The organism is Thioalkalivibrio sp. AKL17 (assembly GCF_000377885.1).
Taxonomy (GTDB): Bacteria; Pseudomonadota; Gammaproteobacteria; order Ectothiorhodospirales; family Ectothiorhodospiraceae; genus Thioalkalivibrio; species Thioalkalivibrio halophilus.
The window spans coordinates 66,506-85,812 of sequence record NZ_KB898766.1 but is presented as its reverse complement, the minus strand read 5'-3'; the positions used below and the strand labels follow the sequence as shown (position 1 = coordinate 85,812).

Here is a 19,307-nt window from a genome sequence, read left to right as displayed (position 1 = left end):
GGGCCGCTCCGTTGTGTCTGGTTACTCATCAATGCCAGAGAATATCCGAGCATTACGCACTCCGACCGTCAGGCTCCGGTCAATGTCTTCATCGGTGTCAGAGAACGAGACGCGAGTTTGTGGGGCGCTGGCGTGTTCCGCGTCCAGATGAATCGTGACGCGCTGACTCTCAAAATAGAAAACACCTTCGTCACCGTTTTCAGGGCACGCTCCATCTTGTCTCGATTCCTCTCCATCTCCATCGATGCTTAGACAGCCTGATGCATCGAGCGAGAATTCCAGGCGAGTGACGTTCGTGGTGGACGGATCGGTCAGTTCAACCCAAGTCCCAGCGTCACAATCTGTGGTTTCACTCACCTGCCCCGAGGGGTCGCTCAGCATCTCAATCACGTTACCGGAGAGGCGATAACCAAACACGTGCTGGCGGTCGATTTCGTCAAGAGAGCCGATCGGGTCACTCGGATGGTAGTCGTAGGTGGGATCGTAACTGAGCATCAGGCAGGTATCGTCGTCATGAAGAGCGATCTTCCGGTCCGGTTGCATGAAGGGGTTGTCCGGAACAGCCGTGTCGTCATCTTCGTCCACGTCAATACGGTCCGGATGGGAATACCCTGCGCGGCGAATATCATTCGCCATGAGGTCGAGCGAGATACGAGCTTCCTGAGTAAGCCTCGCCTCCTGTGTTACGAACCCGGCCCCCCGGATGGTCGTGATATACAGGGCTGTCACGGCCGCGATCACGATGGTCCCCACGAGGATGCCGACCATCAGTTCGATCAAAGAAAATCCCTTCGCGCCAGCTTGGCGGAACCCTGTTTGCATGCGATCCATCTGGGATACCTTATGGAGTTTCCTGGTCAGGGGCATTGGTCATAAGCTCCCATCGGCCGATTGGTTCCGCAGGCGCTGGGCCGACCAATCGCGTTGATCCGCACCTGCATCTCGAAGCCATTTGGTGAAGATGTGAACGTGAGGTCCTGCGGGCCACCTGCAACCGTTCCTCGTACATGGCTGAAGGTAAGGCTAAGGCTCTGCGCACCCGTCATACCAATGTTGCGGGCGTCGTCCGAGGTGGCGGTCCGCAGCACCGGGGCATCATCCCCGGCAAGCGTCATGGTGCAAGCCGCCGGATCATCAGCATCCGTGATGAAGCAATTACAGTCAGGGTTCGTCGAAATGCCGTGACACCACGATCCATCTCCGTCTTCCCGGACCACGAAATGGACATCGCGACCTTGCTTGATCGCCTCGCCGCGTGCCGTCTGGATCTGGTCCAGCGCCCCCTCCGCGGCACCCACGACGCGGCGCTGCTCGGCCAGATTGAACGCGGGCACTGCGAGCGTAACGAGTATCGCCAGAACGGCGATCGTCACGAAAAGCTCGATCAGTGTGAAGCCGCGAACGCGTTTCGGTGACTCCATTCGGGAACCCCCTCACGGGATGGTGTATTCTTTCGTTTCCATTATAGGGCCTGACGACGGATGGGCACGCCGGTGCGCGACCGCTCGGCCGACCGGATCGACCGTTCGGCGGAACAGCGGCGGCTTCTCTCCCGGGTGTGTGGTGAAATCCGGATGAACAACGATCGATCGGTGACATGGAGGGAGATGACATGGGGACACGCATGACGAGAGTGGCGGGTTTCACTCTGATCGAGCTGATGATCGTGGTTGTTGTCATCGCGATCCTGGCGGCGATCGCGTACCCGGCATACCAGAATTACGTGCTCAAGTCGCAGAGAGCGGATGCGCATGATTCCCTTCTGCGGATCCAGATGGCGCAGGAGCGCTGGCGAGCCAACAATCCCGAGTACACCGACGATTTCGAAGATCTGGACCTCTCGAACGAATCCGATGACGGTCATTACACCCTGAGGATCACGGACGTATCGGGCTCCGGGTTTCGGGCTGTAGCGAGCGCCCAGGGACGCCAGACGAACGATATTAGTGCCTGCCAAACCATCGAGCTGGACGTCACGGGTGGCTCGGCGGAACGCGACCCGGGGGAATGCTGGTAACAGCCAGCCGGGACAAGTGATCCGCTAATCCCCGCCACATGCCGGGGCGCTGGCGGTTCGCGGACGCCCAATGCTACTGATCACTACCCGCCTCCCACCGAGGCGGGAGCACAACGTGAAGCTCCCCATCTGTAGCGCCCCGCTGGAACGCCGCGTCACGCCACGGGAGGTGTAGGCCACGTAGTCGCTGACGGGCTGATTGCCGTTGATGTCAATCGTCTCCGCATGGTCCGGCGATGCGGAACCGATGAGGACATCCCCAGCCGACCGCTCCCCCGTACTCTCGTTGTCCACGAACCAGATCCAGCCATGGGACCAATCTCCGTCCTCACGGCAGATGACCCCGTCAGAAGACGGGCACACCACCACCCGCTGATTCCGTTTGATCGCTTCACTGCGTGCCAGATGCATCGTAGAAACGAGGGAGTGCGTCGTCCCTAAAAGGCGCTGGCGTTCCAGTACGTTGGACAAGTTGGGCACAGCCACCAGTAACAGAACGAAAAGCAGCGCCACTGCGGTCATCAGCTCAATGACCGTAACCCCCTTCTCGGTACGCATCGTCGTCTCCTCCCTGAGACCCAGTGCGCCAATGATCATAGATCAGGCACTCTGGCGCTGCCATGGCATCCTGAAAACAACACCGGAACAATGCGGCACCGACCTTGCCTACTACACTGCAGATGCCGCACAGGGGAGCACACATGGCAAAGAACGTTCAGCGAATGGATCAGGCGGGTCTGCTGGACCTGCAGCGCAGCGCGGCACGCTCGGCCGGGGTGGACACCGCATTCCGGGACAGCGCCCGTTCGGGGGTGCCCACGCCGGAGCTGGTGGTGATCCCGCCGGGGGAGCTGGAGATCGGTTCCGATGCGCAGGAGTTCGGGCGCCAGGAGCACGAGGGCCCGCGGCGGCTTGTGACGCTGGAGCGGCCGTTCGCGCTGGGGCGTTTTACGATCACGCTGGAGGAGTGGCTGGCCTTCGAGGAGGCCACCGGGCACGAGCGCTGGGACTGGCTGGTGCGGCCGAAGACGCCGCGCACGCCGATGTTCAACATCAAGCCGGCGGGGGTGCGCAAGTATCTGGAGTGGCTGAGCGAGGAGACCGGGCAGCGTTACCGCCTGCCGACCGAGGCCGAGTGGGAGCATGCCTGCCGCGCGGGGACGACCACGCCGTTCGCGTTCGGCGAGGTGGTGGGCTGCCGCGACGTGCATTTCAATTCGCTGTTCCCGTACGAGGAGCGACGCCAGCGGCGCAAGTGGTATATCCCGGCGTGCTTTCCGCTGAACCGGCCGCTGGATGTGGGCAGTTTTCAGCCGAACCTGTGGGGGCTGTACGACATGCACGGGAACGTGCAGGAGTTCACCGCGACGCCCTGGCACGACAACCACGCCAGCCTGCCGCGCGACGGGATCTACGGGCCGGAGCCGGACAACGAGTGGCTGGTGACCAAGGGCGGCTCGTGGTTCGACCCGGCGGTGCTCACGCGCAGCGCCGCGCGCCGGCGCCGCAACGTGGACGAGATGGACACCAACCTGGGCTTTCGCGTGCTGCGGGAGCTGGAGGGCTAGCCCCGCGGCTTGTACGAAGCGCCGCATCGCGCAGGGGGCTGCGCTCCTACGGGGGGAACGCCGGCCCGTAGGAGGCCAGCCCTCTGGCCGATCGGGGCCATCCCCGCACCGCATCGCGCAGGGGGCTGCGCCCCCACAAGGCGCCCCCGGGCCGCGGGGCCCGTCCTCTGGCCGAAGACGGCATGAGTGAGACCTTATTCCGGTCGGAACAGGTGGATTTCGAGGCCTTCGATGTGGCGGTAGTGGCGATCGTTGGCCGTGACCAGGGGCTGGCCAAGCTGGGTGGCCGTTGCGGCAACCAGGGCATCGGCCATTTGCATGTTGTGGCTGAGCGCATACGTCTCGACCAGGAAGGTGGCACGAGTCGAAATCGCTTCGCTGACGGGATGAATTGTGGCATCCCAGTAGCTCATGGCCTGCCGAAGCATCCGGAATTCGGCCTGGTTCCGCAGGCCCTGAACCAGCTCCATGTAGGTAACGGCAGACACCGTGAACCCGGGCGAACTGTCGAGCCAGTCCCCCGCTTTCCGGTTCCCGCGCAGGTTCCAGATCAGGACGTCCGTGTCCACCAGCATCAGTCGAACGCCCTCGGTTGGCGCATCCGCCGAACCTGGTCGTCTACCGATCCGGTCCGGTCACTCCAGAGTCCGAACAACGGATTGCGAGTCCCCTCTTCTCGCCCGTTTTCCTCGCGGAGGGTGAAGGGCACAAGACGGGCCCGCTTCCGGCCATGATAGGTGATCACGATCTCCTCTCCACGATCGATCGCGGCGAGGAGTTCGCGGCTGTGGAGCCGCATGTCTTTGGTGGTGGCTTCCATCTTTGCCTCCCGGAGTTACACTTTTCAGTGTAACCCTTGGGCCTGTACTGCCCAAACCCCATTGCCCGCGCCCCATGAGCTGCCGTTGGTGCAGGCGACCCGGGGCTGCACCATCAGAGCCAGCGGGCGAGCCAGAGGCGGAAACGCAGTTCCAGCGGCGGGGCGTAGCCCTGCTTGCGAAAGACGACGTCGCCGTCGGTGTTGATGATGAAGCTGGCGGGGACGCCCTGGACACCGTAGCGGGCGGCGAGCTGGCCCTGCGGGTCGTTGATGGTGGCCAGTTCGCGCTCGTTCTCGTTCAGGTGGTCGATGACCTCCTGCGGCTCGCCGGACTGCATGGCGACGGTCAGCACCGGATGGCTGTCCGACAGGCGCACGATCTCGCCTTCCTCCAGCCGGCAGATGGGACACCACGTGGCCCAGAAATGCAGCAGCACGGGTTCGTCACCCACGTAGTCGGCGAGTGCCACGGGCGAGCCGTCGAGCAGTTCGGCCTCGAACTCGGGGGCCGGGCCTTCCACCATGTCGCGGGCCATCCAGGCGCGCACCAGCAGGAAGATGGCCAGCGCGATGGCGATCTGGATGCCCCAGCCGAGCGCACGGCGGCGCGCGGTGGGCTTCGGGCGTTCGGGTTTTTCGGGCTGGGTGTCGGTCAACGGATCATCTCGGCCTGGCCGGGTCGGGCGCGGGTGCCGCGCTGCTTGGGGCCCTTGCGCACGGCAATGCGTACCAGTTCGTCCTCGTCGTCCATCAGTTGTTCCCGCTGGTCTTCGCTCAGCAGCGGGTTGCGGGCCACGAAGTAGCGCAGGTTGGGGTCGCGGTCGTTCACGCAGGCGGCCACCTGCTCCGGCGTGAGGTCGGGCCGCTTGGCACAGTTCAGGCGCACGGTCTGGTTGGGGTCCGCCAGCAGCAGGGCGACTTCGTCGGGCTGCAGATCGAGACGGCGGGAGAAATACGCCTTGACCTGGGCATGCTGGTCGCGCACCAGGAACGGGCGCCAGCACGGCTCCAGGTCGGCGGCCAGCGCCATCTCCATGCGCTGGTCGAAGGACAATTGTCGGTACTGTTGCTCAAGCTCGGTCATGGCAGGGCCGAACGACACCGGAAAGGAGGCTGTCGTATTATAAGCAGACTGTAATAACGGCGAGGATTCCCATGACCGCACCGGTGGCCGAAAAACCGCTGTTCCACGTGCCGTCCACGGCGCACGTGACCGCCGGGCTGCACCACCTCGGCGAGGCCGAGCGCGCGGAGCTGGTGGACCGCATCAAGCGCCTGCTGCGCGAGCGCGACGCGGTGCTGGTGGCGCACTACTACGTGGACGAATCGCTGCAGCGCCTGGCCGACGAGACCGGCGGCTGCGTGGCGGATTCGCTGGAGATGGCGCGTTTCGGCAAGGAGCACCCGGCGAGCACGCTGGTCGTGGCGGGGGTGCGCTTCATGGGCGAGACGGCCAAGATCCTCAGCCCGGAGAAACGCGTGCTGATGCCCACGCTGGAGGCCGAGTGCTCGCTGGACCTGGGCTGCCCGGCGGACGAGTTCGCGAAATTCCGCGCGCAGCACCCGGACCACACCGTGGTGGTGTATTCGAACACCTCGGTGGACGTGAAGGCGCAGGCCGACTACGTGGTCACCTCCAGCATCGCGGTGCCGCTGGTGGAACACCTGCGCGATCAGGGGAAGAAGATCCTGTGGGCGCCCGACAAGCACCTGGGCGACTACATCCGCCGCACCACTGGCGCGGACATGGTGCTGTGGGACGGGTCCTGCGTGGTGCACGACGAGTTCCGCTCGTGGGCGCTGGAGGACCTGCGCAGCCGCCATCCGGACGCGGCCGTGCTGGTGCACCCGGAATCGCCGCGCGAGGTGATCCATCAGGCCGACGTGGTGGGCTCCACAAGCCAGCTGATCGCCGCGGTGAAAGACCGCGACGAGCCGGAATTCATCGTGGCCACCGACAAGGGCATCTTCTACAAGATGCGCGAGGCGGCCCCGGACAAGACCCTGATCGAGGCCCCCACCGGCGGCGAGAGCGCGACCTGCACCAGCTGTGCCCACTGCCCGTGGATGGCGATGAACGATCTGGTCTCGCTGGCCAATACACTGGAAGACACCGCCGAGCCGGCCACCAACGAGATTTTCATCGACGAGGACGCCCGTCTGAAGGCCCTGACCGCGACGCAGCGCATGCTCGACTTCGCCGCCGAGCACCGCAAGGCCACCGCCGGCGACGCCTGAACACGGGGAGCGGGATGATGCCGCCTCATGCGACCGGTACAACGCTTGCGGGACAGCCCCCCGCATCATCGCCGCTCGAACGTCACCGTGTCCTGGCGACACTCCGGGCGCATCGCGCCATACTGATCCGCGAGTTTGGCGTACGAGAGCTCGCGCTGTTTGGCTCGCTCGCCCGAAACGAAGCCGACCATGAAAGCGACATCGACATCCTCGTCGATTTCCCCGATCCAGCGTCGGCACAACAGTATTTCGGGCTGCAGTTCTACCTCGAGGACCTGCTCGGACGCCCCGTAGACCTGGTAACCGTACGAGCCTTGCGCCCCGAACTACGGCCGTATGTGGAACGCGAGGCCATTCATGTCTGAATCGTCACCCTCTCGGGCATGGCATCCCGTGATTGGGCTTGAGCAATTCCCCGTCAGCGATCGTTGAGCCAGGCGGCCCACTGGGAGTGGGTGGAGGCGTCCACGCCGTCGGCTTTCGCTGCCTGCTGCAGGTGGGCCTGCAGGTCTTCCATCAGTTGCGAGTCCATCAGCTCCGGCTGCAGGGTCAGCTGGGCATGCAGCGTGGTGTACACCAGTTTCAGTTCGCTCAGGGCATACTGCGACCAGTCGAATTCGGCCATCAGAGGTTCTCCGCGATGAATGATGATCCCGGCATCCTGCGGCCCCGCGCGGGCCACCGCCAAATGAACCCGCAGGGGCGCGGAGATGTTTAAGCGCCGCGCGCGTCTTCTGGTGGCCGCCGCCGGGGATGACGGCCGCGCCGACCGCGTGGCCGAGCTGGCCGCACAGGAAAGGGACGTAGCCGATTGGCTGGAGGTGCGCCCGCGCCCGGCCATGGGCGAACTCGCGCGCGAGGACCTGGATTGGGCGGACCTGCTGGTGGCGGTGGACGCCGAGGCCGCGGAGGCCATGCCGGCCGGTCGCCCGCCCGGCTGCCGTCCGAAATACTGGCACCTTCCTCCGGCCGACGTGCTGCAGGACGCCCCGGCCACATTCGACGAAGCCACCCACTCGGCACTGACCTGCATGGCCGGCGGCATGCGCATGCTCGCCCGCATGGACGCCGAAGACCAGCCCGAACCGCAAGCCTGATGATCCCAGGATCAGGCGGTTTCAGTCGACAGCCACCGATTGGGCTAACTGTCAGGCAGAGTCAGGTCGCGCCTCGCGACGAGTGGCAGTCGAAGAAACGGCAAAAGTCGACGTGCAGCTGCTGCAGGCGCTCCTCCGACAAGCGCCCGTAGCGCTTGACCACCACCTTGCGGGCGATCACGAATGTCTTTCGGACCATGATTTTCGAACGCTTGGGAAGCGTTCCCTCGGCGAGTTCAGTCGGCTCGAGGATGAACTCATCGTCATGCAGCGTGGCGGTCTGACTGCTGACGGGAACGCCGACAAAATCCTCGAATGGCAAGTTGTCCCTGAAGACGATCACGGGCCTGTGTTTGCGCGCGCCAAGATCCGAGAAATAGAACTCGCAGAGGACGACATCGCCAACCTTCAAGTCCACACGTCGTCCTCGGCGGGCTCGCGCCATTCATCGATCGTACTGGCGGAGTGCTCGGAGAAAGCCTGTACGTCGGCATCCTTCGCGTCACCGTCGTCAACCAGCACGACCACCCTGGCATGCGTATTGTTCAGACGCGCATACTCACCCGGAATCCTGACGACCCCATCCCGAATATCAGTCTCGAACTCAATCGCATACATCCCGCACCTCCGTGCCAATATAGCGTACACGTCAAGGATCAGGGTAGCACTCCGCCCCGGCGGGCGCCGGGGCGGAGACGGGCGTCAGGCGTTGGCGGCGGCGCGCGAGGCCTTTTTGCGCTCGTGCTCCAGCAGGAGCTTCTTGCGGATGCGGATGGCGCTCGGGGTCACCTCGACGAGTTCGTCGTCATCGATGAACTCGATCGCCTGCTCCAGCGTCATGCGCACCGGCGGGGTCAGCTGGATGTTCTCGTCGGTGCCGGCCGCGCGCACGTTGGTGAGCTGCTTGGCTTTGAGGGCGTTCACGACCAGGTCGTTCTCACGCGCGTGCAGGCCGATGACCATGCCCTCGTAGACCTCCTCGCCGGGGCCGATGAACAGCTTGCCGCGGTCCTGCAGGTTGAACAGGGCGAAGCCGATGGCCTTGCCGGGACCGTTGGCGATCAGTACGCCGTTCTGGCGCGAGGCCACCGAACCCGTCGTGGACAACGGCCCGTAGTGGTCGAACACGTGGTGCAGGATGCCGGTGCCCGAGGTCGCGGTCATGAACTCGGTCTGAAAGCCGATCAGCCCGCGCGAGGGGATGGTGTAGTCCAGGCGCACCCGGCCCTTGCCGTCCGGCATCATGTTGGTGAGTTCGCCGCGGCGTTCGCCCAGCTTCTCCATCACCGTGCCCTGGTGCTCTTCCTCGATGTCCACGGTCACGGTCTCGTAGGGCTCCTGCTTCACGCCATCCACCTCGCGGATGACCACCTCGGGGCGCGAGACGCCCAGCTCGTAGCCCTCGCGGCGCATGTTCTCGATGAGGATCCCCAGGTGCAGCTCGCCACGGCCGGAGACGCGGAACTTGTCGGGGTCCTCGGTATCTTCCACGCGCAGGGCGACGTTGTGCTTGAGCTCCTCGTCCAGGCGCTCGCGGATCACGCGGGAGGTGACGTACTTGCCCTCCTTGCCGGCCAGCGGGGAGGTGTTCACCTGGAAGGTCATGCTGACCGTGGGCTCGTCCACGGTCAGGGCCGGCAGGGCCTCGACATTGCTCGGGTCGCACAGGGTGTCGGAGATGAACAGCTTGTCCATGCCGGTGAAGGTGATGATGTCGCCGGCGTTGGCCTCGCTGACATCCACCCGGTCCAGCCCGTGGAAGCCCATGATCTGCAGCATGCGGCCGTTGCGCACGCCGCCTTCGCGGTCGATCACCTTGACCTGGGTGTTCGGGGTGATGCGCCCGCGCTTCACCCGGCCGACGCCGATCAGGCCCTGGTAGGAGTTGTAGTCCAGCGAGGAGACCTGCATCTGGAACGGGCCGTCGGCGTCCACGTCCGGCGGCGACACGTGCTCGACGATGGTCTCCAGCAGGCAGGTCATGTCGCCGTCGGTCACGTCCGAGTCCATGCCGGCGAAGCCGTTGAGCGCCGAGGCGTAGACGATCGGGAAGTCCAGCTGCTCGTCGCTGGCGCCCAGGCGGTCGAACAGGTCGAAGACCTGATCCACGGCCCAGTCGGGGCGCGCGCCCGGGCGGTCGACCTTGTTGACCACCACGATCGGCTTGAAGCCCATCGCGAAGGCCTTCTGGGTCACGAAGCGGGTCTGCGGCATGGGGCCATCCACCGCGTCCACCAGCAGCAGCACGGAGTCGACCATCGACAGCACGCGCTCGACCTCGCCGCCGAAGTCGGCGTGCCCGGGGGTGTCGACGATGTTGATGCGGTAGTCCTGCCACTTGATGGCGGTGTTCTTCGACAGGATGGTGATCCCGCGTTCCTGCTCCAGCGCGTTGGAATCCATGACCCGCTCGCCGTGGTCGCCACGTTCGTCGAGGGTGCCGGACTGGCGCAGGAGCTGGTCGACCAGCGTGGTCTTGCCATGGTCGACGTGGGCGATGATGGCGATGTTGCGAAGCTTCTCGGTCATGGAATACGAACTCTGGGTACTGGCAAAAGGGCCGTCACTATACAGATTTATACTGAGTAGTGCTTGGCTTTCGTTGTCGCGACAGCGTCCCTCGCATAGACTAACCAGGTGACCAAGCTGTACAGGTGCCTTGATGACCACCACCGTGAACGTGCATGAAGCGAAAACTCATTTATCACGTCTGCTGAAAAGGGCACACGACGGCGAGGAGATCATCCTGTCGCGCGCCGGGCGCCCCTATGCACGGCTGGTCCCGCTGGAGGGCACACCGCAGAAACGGCAGCCCGGCAGGGTTCAGGGCCGTGTGGAGGAATCCTTCTTCGAGCCCCTGCCCGAGGAAGAACTTCGCGCATGGGAAGAGTGATGCGAGTCCTGCTGGATACGCACGCCCTTTTGTGGTGGATGACCGACGACCCGAAACTCTCCACCACTGCCAGAAATACCATTCAGGACGAAACACACACGGTGCTGGTGAGTGCGGCCAGCGCCTGGGAGATCGCGACCAAGTACCGCCTGGGCAAGCTCGCGATCGGAGCGGAGGTGCTCCGCGACTTCGATGAGCTGATTACCGCCGACGGGTTCTCCCATCTGGCCGTGAATTACCGACAGGCCATCCATGCCGGGTCCTACCCCCAGGAACACCGGGACCCGTTCGACCGGGTCCTCGCGGCTCAGGCCGAACTGGAACAGGTCCCCCTGGTCACCGCGGACCCGGCCCTGCAGACATTCCCGATCCGCTGCCTCTGGTAAGCGCCCACTCCGATCAGCCCGACGCCCCGCCCTGCCACGGGTCGAGCTTGTCTTCCCGCGGCGGGACCTGCAGGTGGAAGCCCTGGTCCTGCAGGTTGGCGAGGACCTTCTGCGGGTCTTCCTGCGCCAGGGTACGGTCGGGGGTCAGCTCGAACTCCAGCGCGAATTCGAGGCTGCCGAGGGCCTTCATCAGGGTATCGGGCAGATCGGAGAATTCGTCCTTCTCCGGCAGGTAGACATAGGTGTCGGCGCGCCGCCTGGCGCGATAGACGTAGCACTGCATCTCAGTCCTCCAGATAGGTGTAGCCGGTCAGGCCGTGTTCCAGTTCCGCCAGCAGCCGCCCGGCCGCCTCGCCGCGCAGGCCGGCGGCGTCGATGCGGGCACGGAACGCGCGGCGCAGGTCGTCGGGGGCGAAGTGCACGTAGGACAGCAGTTCGTCCACGGTGTCGCCGCGTTCGGGGTCGACCAGACGGTAGCCGCCGTCGGGGGTCAGCTCGACGTTCACCGTGTCGGTGTCGCCGAACAGGTTGTGCAGATCGCCCAGGATCTCCTGATAGGCCCCCACCAGGAAGATCCCCAGATAATACGGCCGCGCGGGCTCCCATTCGTGCAGGGCCAGCGTGGTGTGGGTGCCTTCGCGCTCCACGTAGTACTCCACGTGGCCGTCGGAGTCGCAGGTCAGGTCCTGCAGCACCGCCCGGCGCGTGGGCGCCTGCTCCAGCCGGTGCAGCGGCATGATGGGGAAGATCTGGTCGATCGCCCAGGTGTCGGGGATGGACTGGAACACGGAGAAGTTGCAGAAGACCTTGTCCGCCAGCTTGTCGGTCAGCTCGGCATGGATCTCGGCCGGCAGGGTATCCGGGTCTGCCAGCAGTCGCTGGCACAGGGCGAAGTACAGCGCCTCGGCGCGGGCGCGGTGGGCCAGCGACAGCAGGCCGCGGGCGAACTGGGCCTGCACCTCGGCCAGATGCCAGGCGCCGTCGTGGAAGACCTCGGACGGCGGACGCGCGCTGTCCTCCAGGAGTGCCCGCAGGGTCGCGATCTCGGGCGGCTCGTCGACGGCCGGCGGCGGCACGGGGCCGTCCCCGGGGGCCGGTTCGCAGTCGATCACGTTGGTGATCAGCACCGCGTGATGCGCGGTCAGCGCGCGCCCGGACTCGCTGAACACCTCGGGCATCGGCAGGTCGTGCTCGTGGCAGATACGGCTGAGCGGGCGCAGGATATTGAGGGCGTATTCCTCCACCGAGTAGTTGATGGAGCATTCGTTGCGCGACCGCGAGCCCTCGTAGTCGATGCCGAGGCCGCCGCCCACGTCCACCACGCGGATCCCGGCCCCGGCCTCGCGCAGCGCGGCGAAGTAACTGGCCGCCTCGCCCATGCCGTTCTGGATGTCGCGGATGTTGGCGATCTGCGACCCCATGTGGAAATGCAGCAGCTGCAGGCGGTCGAGCCAGTCGAGCCCGCGCAGGCGCTCGAGGATCGCCAGCACGTCCGCCGCGGACAGGCCGAACTTGGCCTTCTCGCCACCGGTGTTCTGCCACTTGCCCTTGCCGATGGACGCCAGGCGCACCCGCAGCCCCAGCAGCGGCGATATGTCCATGGCTTCGGCCTGGCGGATCACCTCCTCCAGCTCCGAGGGCTTCTCGATCACGATGTATACCCGGTGGCCGAGCTGCCGCCCGATCAGGGCCAGGCGCACGTATTCGCGGTCCTTGTAGCCGTTGCAGATGATGACCGAGCCCGGCCGCGACTGCGCCAGCACCGCGATCAGCTCCGGCTTGGAGCCGGCCTCCAGCCCCACCTGCGGCCGGTGGCCTTCGGCATCCGCGTGGTCGCCGGCGGCGAGGATGCGCTCGACCACCGAGCGCTGCTGGTTGACCTTGATCGGATAGATCGCGGTGAAGTCGCCGTGGTAATCCAGCTCCTCGGCCGCCCGGGCGAAGGCGCGCGACAGGCGCCGCACGCGACCGTCGAGCACGTCCTGAAAGCGCACCAGCACCGGCGGGCCCACGTGCTCTTCGCGCAGGCGGCAGGCCAGCGCGTGCAGATCCACGCCGGGGTGTTCCGGCCAGTCCGGCCGGCGCATGCAGACATGCCCGGACGCATTGATCTCGAAGAAGTCCCCGTTCCAGTGATCGATGCCGTAGGTACGGCGCGCATCATCCAGGGTCCAGGACGTGGCTGACATGGCGGTTCCGCGGTTGGGGAGGGTCGGAGTTGCCCGCAGGATACAGGGCACTATCATGGCGGCGCATCCTACCGTTCACCCATGCACAAGGGGAGCCCGCCCGATGGCACTCGACGACAACTGGTTCACCGAGCCCGACCGCGACATCGCGATGTCCCTGCGCATCACGAAAAAGCTCCACGAGGAGCAGACGCCCTATCAGAAGATCGAGATCTTCGAGACCACGGGCTTCGGCAACCTGATGGTGATCGACGGCTTCGTGATGCTCACCGGCCGCGACAATTTCATCTACCACGAGATGATGTCGCACCCGGTGCTGTATTCGCACAACGCGCCGAAGAACGTGGTGATCATCGGCGGCGGCGACTGCGGCACCCTGCGCGAGGTGCTCAAGCACGACGAGGTGGAAAAGGCCACGCAGGTGGACATCGACGAACGCGTCACCCGCCTGTCCGAGCAGTATTTCCCCGAACTGTGCGACGCCAACGACGACCCGCGCGCCGAACTCCTGTTCGACGACGGCATCCAGTACATCAAGGACGCGGAACCGGGCTCCATCGACGTGATCATCGTCGACTCCACCGACCCGGTGGGTCCGGCCGAGGGCCTGTTCTCCGCGGATTTCTACCGCGACTGCGTGAAGGCCCTGGGCTCCGATGGCCTGCTGGTGCAACAGAGCGAATCGCCGCTGCTGCATACCGACAGCATCCTGCGGCCGATGCACGACAGCATGCGCATGACCGGCTTCATCGACGCCCTGACCATGCACTTCCCTCAGCCCACCTACCCCTCCGGCTGGTGGACCTGCACCATCGCCTCCAGGGACGCCCCGGTCTCCTTCCTGCGTGAAGAAGCCGCGGAGGAGATCCCGTTCGTCACGCACTACTACAACGCGGCCATCCACCGCGCCGCCGGCGCCACCCCGGAGTTCTTCCGCCGCAAACTGTTCGCCTGATCGCGCGAAACCGTACCCGACCCGAAGGGCACGCTCAGGTGTGCCGTCCGGGCTTCAGGCGATCCAGGCGCAGGCGCTGGCGGTGGTCGAACAGGCGGCTGGAGGCGAACCAGACCGCGCCGATCGCCCCGAAGCCGGTGCCGGCGGAGATCAGGAACATGATCAGGATCTGGTACTTGACCGCTTCCACCGGCGGCGCGCCGGCGAGGATCTGCCCGGTCATCATGCCCGGCAGGCTGACGATGCCGGCCGCGGCCATGGCATTTATGGTGGGCATCAGCCCGGAACGCGCGGCCTCACGGCGCATGGTGGTGACGGCCTCGCTCCACGATGCTCCAAGGGCCAGGCGGCCCTCGATGGTGCGCCGCTCGCGCCAGACGTTCTGCGTGAGCCGATCCAGCCCCAGGGCGATGCCGGTCATGGTGTTACCCAGCAGCATCCCCAGCAGGGGGATGGAGTACTGCGGCTCCCACCACGGGCTGGGCCCCACCATGGTGGTCAGCGCCAGCACGGTGATCGCGAACGAGGAAACGAACATGGTGACCGCGCCGATCCCGTAGCCCCACATTCCGGCAAAACGGCGCTGCTGGCGAGCCATCACCTCGTAGCCGGCCACCGCCAGCATCACCATCGCCATCAGCGCGACCCAGCCGAGATGCGCATGATCGAACAGGGTCTGCAGCACCAGGCCCACCAGCAACAGCTGGATCACGGTGCGCACGGCGGCGATCAGCAGGGTGCGGCCCACGCCCATGCGGGCCCACATGGTCACGCCGGCGAGCAGCACCACCAGCACCGCTGCCAGCGCGAGGTCGAACGGGCTGAGCCGGATCAGGTCCATGATGTGCCCTCCGGCCGGCCGTCACTCAGCGTCAGGATGCGCCCGCCCAGACGGTCGCGCTGCTGGGTGTCGTGGGTGACCCACAGGGCCGCGGCTTCGCGTTCGGCCATCCAGGCCCGCACCAGCCGCTCGAAGCGGCGGGTATTCTCCAGGTCGAGGTTGGCGGTGGGTTCGTCCAGCAACAGCACGCGCGGCCCGGTCAGCAGGGCCCGCAGCAGCCCCAGACGCTGCTTCTCGCCGCTGGACAGTCGTTCGACCTCCCAGTCCAGGGCGCCGTGTTCCAGCCCCAGATGCTCGAGGAAGGACTCGGCATCGTCGCGCGCCCAGTCCGCGGGCAGATGCTCGTCCACGCGATCGCCCCACCAGGCGGTCTCCGCCGGGACGTAGGCCACCTGCCGGCGCCACTCCGGGGGCGTCAGCGCGTCACGCGCCTGCCCGTCCAGCCACACCTCGCCGGTGTTCGGATCCAGATCGGCGATCGCGCGCAGAAGCAGCGACTTCCCCGCGCCGGAGGCGCCGGTGATCTGCACCAGCTCGCCGGGCTGCAGCCTGAGGGACAGCGGCCCCAGACGTTCTGTTTGGAGGTGACTCACCTCGAGAAGGCAATCCATCAATGATCAGGCCCCGCTATCACGAGGAACGAATGGTAACCTGCCCGGCAAGCCTTGCATGCATTCCGGTCGTCACCGGCGGCCGCGACCCAGGGCGGGCCAGTCCGGTTCGACCGGGCTTGCCAGACGCGCCCCCGGCGCGACTGAAACCCTTCCACTCGTTGCGAGCGGGTACCTCACCCCCCGGGGACTGGCGCGCCCTTGCGGATAGCGGCCTTGCCCCGAACGAATGCCGAGGGCTGGTTCACCGCCTCAACCACCTGCACACGACCCTCCTCGTCGGTGTGATACACCGCAAACGCGCCCTCGTCCATGTTCCCGGCGATCTCCGTCGCCCAGTCACCGCCCGGCAGACCCGCCACCTGAACCTTGTAGTCGTACTGATGGGTCCAGAAATTGAAGATGTCGCGCCCGGGGTCCGGCCGTCCTGTCAGATGCGCCGCCAGGCGACGGGCCTGCCCCACCGCGCCACTGACCGATTCGAGCCGCAGGCCCTCGTCCCGGCCGGACTCATGGATCACCGAACAGTCACCGATCGCATGGATGCCCGGCACCCCCGTAAAACCGAACTCGTCGACCCGAATCCCCCTGTCGCAAGCCAGCCCGCATTCCACCCCGAGCTCGTCACGCGGTGCAGCCCCGACCCCCAGCACGACCAGGTCCGCCTCATGCACCATCCCGTCCGCCGTAGTTACGCCCCGACAACGGGAATCCCCTTCGATCTTCTCCACCCTGGCCCGGAGATTCATCTCCACACCCTTTCCTTCATGGATCCTTCGCATGAAAGCGCCGATCGTCGGACTGACCGACCGCGACATCACCTCTGCCCCCGCCTCAAGAACCGCGACCTCCAGGCCCATGCGCCTTGCACTGGCCGCCACCTCGAGGCCGACGTACCCGCCGCCGACAAGAAGCACTCTGCTGCTCCTCCCGAACGCCTCGCGAAGACTGATCGCATCTTCCAGCGAGCGCAGCGTGCACACCCCCGGAAGATCCGCCCCTTCAATCGGAGGAACGACCGGCGCAGCGCCGGTAGCGATGACGAGTTTCTCGAACCGGACGCTCGACCCGTCATCCAGCAGTACCTCACGGGCTTGCGGGTCGACCCGCACCACCTTTCTTCCGAGCAGCAGCTGAATGCCCCGCTCCTCGTAGAATCTTTCCGGACGAAGAGCAATCTCCTCCGGCTGCTGGGCGCCATCCAGAACGCCCTTGGAGAGTGGCGGCCTGTGATAGGGAGCCCGGTCCTCCTCGGAGATGATGGAGACCCTCTCCTCGTATCCGTTCTGAACCAGATGGGCCGCAAGTTCCGCAGCCGCGTGCCCACCGCCCACGATCACCACACCGCCACTCTTCATCTTATTTTCCTCGGTACAGGACCATGTCGATCTCCACGAGGGCGTCGCGCCCGAGCGCGGCCACACCAACGGTCGTCCTGGCAGGAAGCGTGTCCCGCTCGAAATATTGGGTATAAACGGTATTCATCCCGGCAAAATCTTCGTGGAACCGGGTCAGGAACATCCGCACATAGACTGCATCGGTGAACTTGTAGCCGGCCTGATCGAGAATCTCCTGGATATTCTTAAAAACCAGCTCGGTCTGAGCGACGATGCCCTCCGGAAGAGGAGCGCCGTCATTGTACGGGTCGATCGGCAACTGGCCGGTCACATAAAGCCATCCATCCGCCTCGACCGCATGGTGATAGGGAGCGACCGGCGCCGGGGCCGATTCGACATTGTGATAACTGATGCTGCTCATGGTTTCTCCTTTATCAAACATTAGCGATTTGCATTTTTAATCACCCTCCGTGGCGGGCCTCTCAAGGACACGCCTCATGCCGCCGGGAACGGCGGCAACCACGCGACAGCGCCCAGGGCGCCTGCCCGGCTCCATGCCGGGCGCCCCTCACTCCATATGGAGAGAATCTCAGAGCATCGCTCGCTCTTCGTCCGGTGATGTCTGCGCTTCAGGCAAGGGGTCCCTTTTAATCACACGGGACAGCGCGGCGGTCTGCGCCGCAATCTCGGGAACGCCCATGACCTCGCCGAACACCGAACGCGTCAGGGGGCCGGCGGCATAAAGCCCGGGCACCACTTCATGGTCCGAATCCAGCACCCGACATTGCTGATCAACCTGGACGCCCAGGCCCAGCGAATCGGCCGCGATCATTTCCTTTTGCAGCAGTCCCGAGAACAGGGGGTCACGTGACCGCCGGATATCACTCACGGGGCCGATGCAGTTAACCAGCGAGTCCGCGGAAAACGTTCTGGCTTCTTCCGAGCCCCTCGGCCTGATCCCCACGCGGAACCGGTCTTCACTTGCATCCAACCGAACGCCGACGATGGATCCTGCCGTCACGGTGAGCTGACCGCTGGAGCGTGCATCCGCCAGAACCTGCAGGACCTGCGGGGACAGGCGGTAACGGTGCGTATCCCAGTACGGGCGCAGATGACGGAGGACCGAGCGACGCTCCCGCATCGACCACTGCGGCCAGATCGTCGGCAGCGCCGCACGCACGCCTTCGATCACCGGTTGCCACTCCATTCCCCGGCTCTCCGCATCCCTGAGCATGGAGCGGATGATCCGCAGGAACTTCGCGGGGCCGGGCGTCTCGCCCCCCGGGCATGGATCGATCGGGACGGGTTCGTACGAGCAACCGTGCGGGCGGGGCAGCAGGCCACGCCGGGATACGGCCCGGATGGGACCCACGTGGCCTCGGTCCAGCAGGCCCACCACCGTGTCTGCCATGGTCAGGCCCGTACCAAAAATCAGCACCTCGTCGCGCGTTCCGATACGCCCGAGCGCTTCGGGCTTCCAGGGGTCATCCAGACGCCGGGGATGCCCCACAACATCGTTGTCCGTGGCCCAGGGAAACTGCGGCGATCCATGGCTGTTGCAGAGAACCAGCCGCCGGGCTACGAGCGATTGACCGTTCACCGCCTCAACCCGGAAACCACCGGAGATCCGTTCCACGACCCTCGCGGCGGAAGGGACCGTCTCCACAGGCAAGGGGTGTGCGGCGAGCCGCTCCTCCACATATCGTCCGAAATCGCCCCGCGCGGGATACAAATGCCCGTCCGCGCCTCTGGCATCCGGATCGAATTCGTCGACGCCCGCCTCGTGCAAGCACCACTGCAGGAAATCGTCAGGCGCATCCGCAAAGACGGTCATCTTTTCGGCCGGCACGTTAATGCGGTGCAACGGGTCTGCGGTGTCATAGGCGAGCCCGTAGCCCAGCCGCCCCCGTGGTTCGAAGAAAGCGATCGAGAGATCCGCTTTCTCGCGAGCCAGGTGGAGGGCGAGCGAGGCGCCGGTGAATCCCCCGCCCACGACCGCCAGGTCACAGGTCCCGGTGTTCACTGTTTCCATCAGAACTGCTCTTCGGGCAGAAACACCCGAAGCCCTTCATGGTCCGGTTCGATGTTCACCTGGCAGGAGAGGCGGCTGTTGTCCCGCCGGTCTTCACGTGCAGAGAGGAGTTCATCCTCCATGGGGTTGGGCGGACCGATCCGCTCGGACCAGTCATCATCCACATAGACATGGCACGTAGCACAGGCGCAATCCCCGCCACAATCGGCCAGTATCCCCGGCACGCCATTCCCCACGGCGGATGCCATCAACGAGGATCCGACCTCGGCTTCCACTTCGTGGGTCTGGCCGTCACTTTCGACAAAAATCACATTTGGCATCTT

Annotated in this window: 27 protein-coding genes; 8 read left to right on the top strand and 19 right to left on the bottom strand. The window is 65.3% G+C overall.

The annotated features are described in order from the left end of the window. Positions 1-21: 21 nt before the first annotated feature. Together D577_RS0106530 and D577_RS14000 are read right to left on the bottom strand one after the other, a co-directional pair. A complete protein-coding gene (locus tag D577_RS0106530) occupies positions 22-822 on the bottom strand; it encodes a prepilin-type N-terminal cleavage/methylation domain-containing protein (protein WP_155985565.1) in 801 nt (266 codons plus the stop codon). 35 nt (positions 823-857) lie between these two features. Further along, the gene (locus tag D577_RS14000; protein WP_081618819.1) at positions 858-1,421 is read right to left on the bottom strand and encodes a GspH/FimT family pseudopilin; all 564 of its coding nucleotides are present in this window, start codon (positions 1,419-1,421) and stop codon (positions 858-860) included. A gap of 191 nt (positions 1,422-1,612) precedes the next feature. On the opposite strand from D577_RS14000, the gene D577_RS0106520 reads away from it, so the two are divergent. Further along, complete coding sequence (locus tag D577_RS0106520) at positions 1,613-2,017, top strand: type IV pilin protein (protein WP_026288941.1); 405 nt, start codon at positions 1,613-1,615, stop codon at positions 2,015-2,017. A 24-nt stretch (positions 2,018-2,041) separates the two neighbouring features. Here D577_RS0106520 and D577_RS0106515 read toward each other — a convergent pair whose 3' ends face one another. Further along, positions 2,042-2,575: a GspH/FimT family pseudopilin gene (locus D577_RS0106515; protein ID WP_038036135.1), complete on the bottom strand. Its 534-nt coding sequence runs from the start codon at positions 2,573-2,575 to the stop codon at positions 2,042-2,044. 143 nt (positions 2,576-2,718) lie between these two features. Here D577_RS0106515 and D577_RS0106510 point away from each other — a divergent pair, with 143 nt between their 5' ends. Further along, positions 2,719-3,585: a formylglycine-generating enzyme family protein gene (locus tag D577_RS0106510; RefSeq protein WP_026288940.1), complete on the top strand. Its 867-nt coding sequence runs from the start codon at positions 2,719-2,721 to the stop codon at positions 3,583-3,585. Positions 3,586-3,779: 194 nt separating this feature from the next. On the opposite strand, the gene D577_RS0106505 is transcribed toward D577_RS0106510, so the two are convergent. From D577_RS0106505 to D577_RS0106490, 4 genes are all read right to left on the bottom strand, one after another. Beyond that, positions 3,780-4,160 (bottom strand): type II toxin-antitoxin system VapC family toxin, encoded by a 381-nt coding sequence (locus D577_RS0106505; protein WP_018946719.1) that lies wholly within the window; start codon positions 4,158-4,160, stop codon positions 3,780-3,782. Continuing rightward, a complete protein-coding gene (locus tag D577_RS0106500) occupies positions 4,160-4,405 on the bottom strand; it encodes a type II toxin-antitoxin system Phd/YefM family antitoxin (RefSeq protein ID WP_018946718.1) in 246 nt (81 codons plus the stop codon). The genes D577_RS0106505 and D577_RS0106500 overlap by 1 nt, the downstream gene beginning before the upstream one ends. 113 nt (positions 4,406-4,518) lie before the next feature. Continuing rightward, the gene (locus D577_RS0106495) at positions 4,519-5,061 is read right to left on the bottom strand and encodes a protein disulfide oxidoreductase (RefSeq protein ID WP_018946717.1); all 543 of its coding nucleotides are present in this window, start codon (positions 5,059-5,061) and stop codon (positions 4,519-4,521) included. Next, positions 5,058-5,489, bottom strand: a complete 432-nt coding sequence (locus D577_RS0106490) for a hypothetical protein (protein WP_026288939.1) — start codon at positions 5,487-5,489, stop codon at positions 5,058-5,060. The genes D577_RS0106495 and D577_RS0106490 overlap by 4 nt, the downstream gene beginning before the upstream one ends. Before the next feature lie 71 nt (positions 5,490-5,560). Here D577_RS0106490 and nadA point away from each other — a divergent pair, with 71 nt between their 5' ends. Next, positions 5,561-6,643: a quinolinate synthase NadA gene (nadA, locus tag D577_RS0106485; RefSeq protein WP_018946715.1), complete on the top strand. Its 1,083-nt coding sequence runs from the start codon at positions 5,561-5,563 to the stop codon at positions 6,641-6,643. Positions 6,644-6,657: 14 nt separating this feature from the next. Beyond that, the gene (locus D577_RS13995) at positions 6,658-7,008 is read left to right on the top strand and encodes a nucleotidyltransferase family protein (protein ID WP_077243636.1); all 351 of its coding nucleotides are present in this window, start codon (positions 6,658-6,660) and stop codon (positions 7,006-7,008) included. A 53-nt stretch (positions 7,009-7,061) separates the two neighbouring features. On the opposite strand, the gene D577_RS0106475 is transcribed toward D577_RS13995, so the two are convergent. Next, positions 7,062-7,268 carry a hypothetical protein gene (locus D577_RS0106475; protein ID WP_018935903.1) on the bottom strand — a complete coding sequence of 69 codons (207 nt, stop codon included), beginning with the start codon at positions 7,266-7,268 and terminating at the stop codon, positions 7,062-7,064. Between the two features lie 85 nt (positions 7,269-7,353). Here D577_RS0106475 and D577_RS0106470 point away from each other — a divergent pair, with 85 nt between their 5' ends. Continuing rightward, positions 7,354-7,740, top strand: coding sequence for a hypothetical protein (locus D577_RS0106470; RefSeq protein ID WP_018946713.1), 387 nt, complete (start codon positions 7,354-7,356; stop codon positions 7,738-7,740). 61 nt (positions 7,741-7,801) lie between these two features. Here D577_RS0106470 and D577_RS0106465 read toward each other — a convergent pair whose 3' ends face one another. From D577_RS0106465 to typA, 3 genes are all read right to left on the bottom strand, one after another. Next, positions 7,802-8,158, bottom strand: coding sequence for a type II toxin-antitoxin system PemK/MazF family toxin (locus tag D577_RS0106465; RefSeq protein WP_018946712.1), 357 nt, complete (start codon positions 8,156-8,158; stop codon positions 7,802-7,804). After that, a complete protein-coding gene (locus D577_RS0106460) occupies positions 8,149-8,358 on the bottom strand; it encodes a hypothetical protein (RefSeq protein ID WP_018946711.1) in 210 nt (69 codons plus the stop codon). Before D577_RS0106460 ends, D577_RS0106465 begins: the two co-directional genes overlap by 10 nt. Before the next feature lie 84 nt (positions 8,359-8,442). Then, positions 8,443-10,269: a translational GTPase TypA gene (gene typA / locus D577_RS0106455; protein ID WP_018869218.1), complete on the bottom strand. Its 1,827-nt coding sequence runs from the start codon at positions 10,267-10,269 to the stop codon at positions 8,443-8,445. 133 nt (positions 10,270-10,402) lie between these two features. Between typA and D577_RS0106450 the strand changes: the two genes are divergently transcribed. Further along, a complete protein-coding gene (locus tag D577_RS0106450; protein WP_018946710.1) occupies positions 10,403-10,633 on the top strand; it encodes a type II toxin-antitoxin system Phd/YefM family antitoxin in 231 nt (76 codons plus the stop codon). Then, on the top strand, positions 10,633-11,019 hold the full coding sequence (locus D577_RS0106445) for a type II toxin-antitoxin system VapC family toxin (protein WP_018935906.1): 387 nt from the start codon (positions 10,633-10,635) through the stop codon (positions 11,017-11,019). The genes D577_RS0106450 and D577_RS0106445 overlap by 1 nt, the downstream gene beginning before the upstream one ends. 13 nt (positions 11,020-11,032) lie before the next feature. On the opposite strand, the gene D577_RS0106440 is transcribed toward D577_RS0106445, so the two are convergent. Beyond that, on the bottom strand, positions 11,033-11,302 hold the full coding sequence (locus tag D577_RS0106440; protein ID WP_018946709.1) for a YcgL domain-containing protein: 270 nt from the start codon (positions 11,300-11,302) through the stop codon (positions 11,033-11,035). A gap of 1 nt (position 11,303) precedes the next feature. After that, a complete protein-coding gene (gene speA / locus D577_RS0106435) occupies positions 11,304-13,208 on the bottom strand; it encodes a biosynthetic arginine decarboxylase (RefSeq protein ID WP_018946708.1) in 1,905 nt (634 codons plus the stop codon). Between the two features lie 103 nt (positions 13,209-13,311). Between speA and speE the strand changes: the two genes are divergently transcribed. Then, a complete protein-coding gene (gene speE / locus D577_RS0106430; protein ID WP_018946707.1) occupies positions 13,312-14,163 on the top strand; it encodes a polyamine aminopropyltransferase in 852 nt (283 codons plus the stop codon). A gap of 34 nt (positions 14,164-14,197) precedes the next feature. Here the strand turns inward: speE and fetB are convergent, their stop codons facing one another. From fetB to D577_RS0106400, 6 genes are all read right to left on the bottom strand, one after another. Next, entirely contained in the window at positions 14,198-15,004 is an 807-nt protein-coding gene (gene fetB / locus D577_RS0106425) for an iron export ABC transporter permease subunit FetB (RefSeq protein WP_018946706.1), read from the bottom strand. Beyond that, positions 14,995-15,615, bottom strand: coding sequence for an ATP-binding cassette domain-containing protein (locus D577_RS0106420; protein ID WP_018946705.1), 621 nt, complete (start codon positions 15,613-15,615; stop codon positions 14,995-14,997). Before D577_RS0106420 ends, fetB begins: the two co-directional genes overlap by 10 nt. Positions 15,616-15,791: 176 nt before the next feature. Further along, positions 15,792-16,973: an NAD(P)/FAD-dependent oxidoreductase gene (locus D577_RS0106415; protein ID WP_018946704.1), complete on the bottom strand. Its 1,182-nt coding sequence runs from the start codon at positions 16,971-16,973 to the stop codon at positions 15,792-15,794. Position 16,974: 1 nt separating this feature from the next. After that, complete coding sequence (locus D577_RS0106410) at positions 16,975-17,373, bottom strand: RidA family protein (protein ID WP_018946703.1); 399 nt, start codon at positions 17,371-17,373, stop codon at positions 16,975-16,977. A gap of 168 nt (positions 17,374-17,541) precedes the next feature. Further along, positions 17,542-18,984: an FAD/NAD(P)-binding protein gene (locus D577_RS0106405; protein ID WP_018946702.1), complete on the bottom strand. Its 1,443-nt coding sequence runs from the start codon at positions 18,982-18,984 to the stop codon at positions 17,542-17,544. Then, positions 18,984-19,304: a 2Fe-2S iron-sulfur cluster-binding protein gene (locus tag D577_RS0106400; RefSeq protein WP_024329285.1), complete on the bottom strand. Its 321-nt coding sequence runs from the start codon at positions 19,302-19,304 to the stop codon at positions 18,984-18,986. Before D577_RS0106400 ends, D577_RS0106405 begins: the two co-directional genes overlap by 1 nt. Between the last annotated feature and the right edge of the window lie 3 nt (positions 19,305-19,307).

Bases quoted from the DNA above. Each gene is read 5' to 3' on its own strand.
- D577_RS13995 (WP_077243636.1), top strand. From the start codon at position 6,658: ATGATGCCGCCTCATGCGACCGGTACAACGCTTGCGGGACAGCCCCCC.
- D577_RS0106445 (WP_018935906.1), top strand. From the start codon at position 10,633: ATGCGAGTCCTGCTGGATACGCACGCCCTTTTGTGGTGGATGACCGAC.
- D577_RS0106500 (WP_018946718.1), bottom strand. From the start codon at position 4,405: ATGGAAGCCACCACCAAAGACATGCGGCTCCACAGCCGCGAACTCCTC.
- D577_RS0106470 (WP_018946713.1), top strand. From the start codon at position 7,354: ATGTTTAAGCGCCGCGCGCGTCTTCTGGTGGCCGCCGCCGGGGATGAC.
- D577_RS0106520 (WP_026288941.1), top strand. From the start codon at position 1,613: ATGGGGACACGCATGACGAGAGTGGCGGGTTTCACTCTGATCGAGCTG.
- speE (WP_018946707.1), top strand. From the start codon at position 13,312: ATGGCACTCGACGACAACTGGTTCACCGAGCCCGACCGCGACATCGCG.
- speA (WP_018946708.1), bottom strand. From the start codon at position 13,208: ATGTCAGCCACGTCCTGGACCCTGGATGATGCGCGCCGTACCTACGGC.
- typA (WP_018869218.1), bottom strand. From the start codon at position 10,269: ATGACCGAGAAGCTTCGCAACATCGCCATCATCGCCCACGTCGACCAT.
- D577_RS0106475 (WP_018935903.1), bottom strand. From the start codon at position 7,268: ATGGCCGAATTCGACTGGTCGCAGTATGCCCTGAGCGAACTGAAACTG.
- D577_RS0106405 (WP_018946702.1), bottom strand. From the start codon at position 18,984: ATGGAAACAGTGAACACCGGGACCTGTGACCTGGCGGTCGTGGGCGGG.
- D577_RS0106420 (WP_018946705.1), bottom strand. From the start codon at position 15,615: ATGGATTGCCTTCTCGAGGTGAGTCACCTCCAAACAGAACGTCTGGGG.
- D577_RS0106505 (WP_018946719.1), bottom strand. From the start codon at position 4,160: ATGCTGGTGGACACGGACGTCCTGATCTGGAACCTGCGCGGGAACCGG.
- D577_RS0106510 (WP_026288940.1), top strand. From the start codon at position 2,719: ATGGCAAAGAACGTTCAGCGAATGGATCAGGCGGGTCTGCTGGACCTG.
- D577_RS0106415 (WP_018946704.1), bottom strand. From the start codon at position 16,973: ATGAAGAGTGGCGGTGTGGTGATCGTGGGCGGTGGGCACGCGGCTGCG.
- D577_RS0106410 (WP_018946703.1), bottom strand. From the start codon at position 17,373: ATGAGCAGCATCAGTTATCACAATGTCGAATCGGCCCCGGCGCCGGTC.
- D577_RS14000 (WP_081618819.1), bottom strand. From the start codon at position 1,421: ATGGAGTCACCGAAACGCGTTCGCGGCTTCACACTGATCGAGCTTTTC.
- fetB (WP_018946706.1), bottom strand. From the start codon at position 15,004: ATGGACCTGATCCGGCTCAGCCCGTTCGACCTCGCGCTGGCAGCGGTG.
- D577_RS0106530 (WP_155985565.1), bottom strand. From the start codon at position 822: ATGCAAACAGGGTTCCGCCAAGCTGGCGCGAAGGGATTTTCTTTGATC.
- D577_RS0106490 (WP_026288939.1), bottom strand. From the start codon at position 5,489: ATGACCGAGCTTGAGCAACAGTACCGACAATTGTCCTTCGACCAGCGC.
- D577_RS0106450 (WP_018946710.1), top strand. From the start codon at position 10,403: ATGACCACCACCGTGAACGTGCATGAAGCGAAAACTCATTTATCACGT.
- nadA (WP_018946715.1), top strand. From the start codon at position 5,561: ATGACCGCACCGGTGGCCGAAAAACCGCTGTTCCACGTGCCGTCCACG.
- D577_RS0106515 (WP_038036135.1), bottom strand. From the start codon at position 2,575: ATGCGTACCGAGAAGGGGGTTACGGTCATTGAGCTGATGACCGCAGTG.
- D577_RS0106460 (WP_018946711.1), bottom strand. From the start codon at position 8,358: ATGTATGCGATTGAGTTCGAGACTGATATTCGGGATGGGGTCGTCAGG.
- D577_RS0106400 (WP_024329285.1), bottom strand. From the start codon at position 19,304: ATGCCAAATGTGATTTTTGTCGAAAGTGACGGCCAGACCCACGAAGTG.
- D577_RS0106440 (WP_018946709.1), bottom strand. From the start codon at position 11,302: ATGCAGTGCTACGTCTATCGCGCCAGGCGGCGCGCCGACACCTATGTC.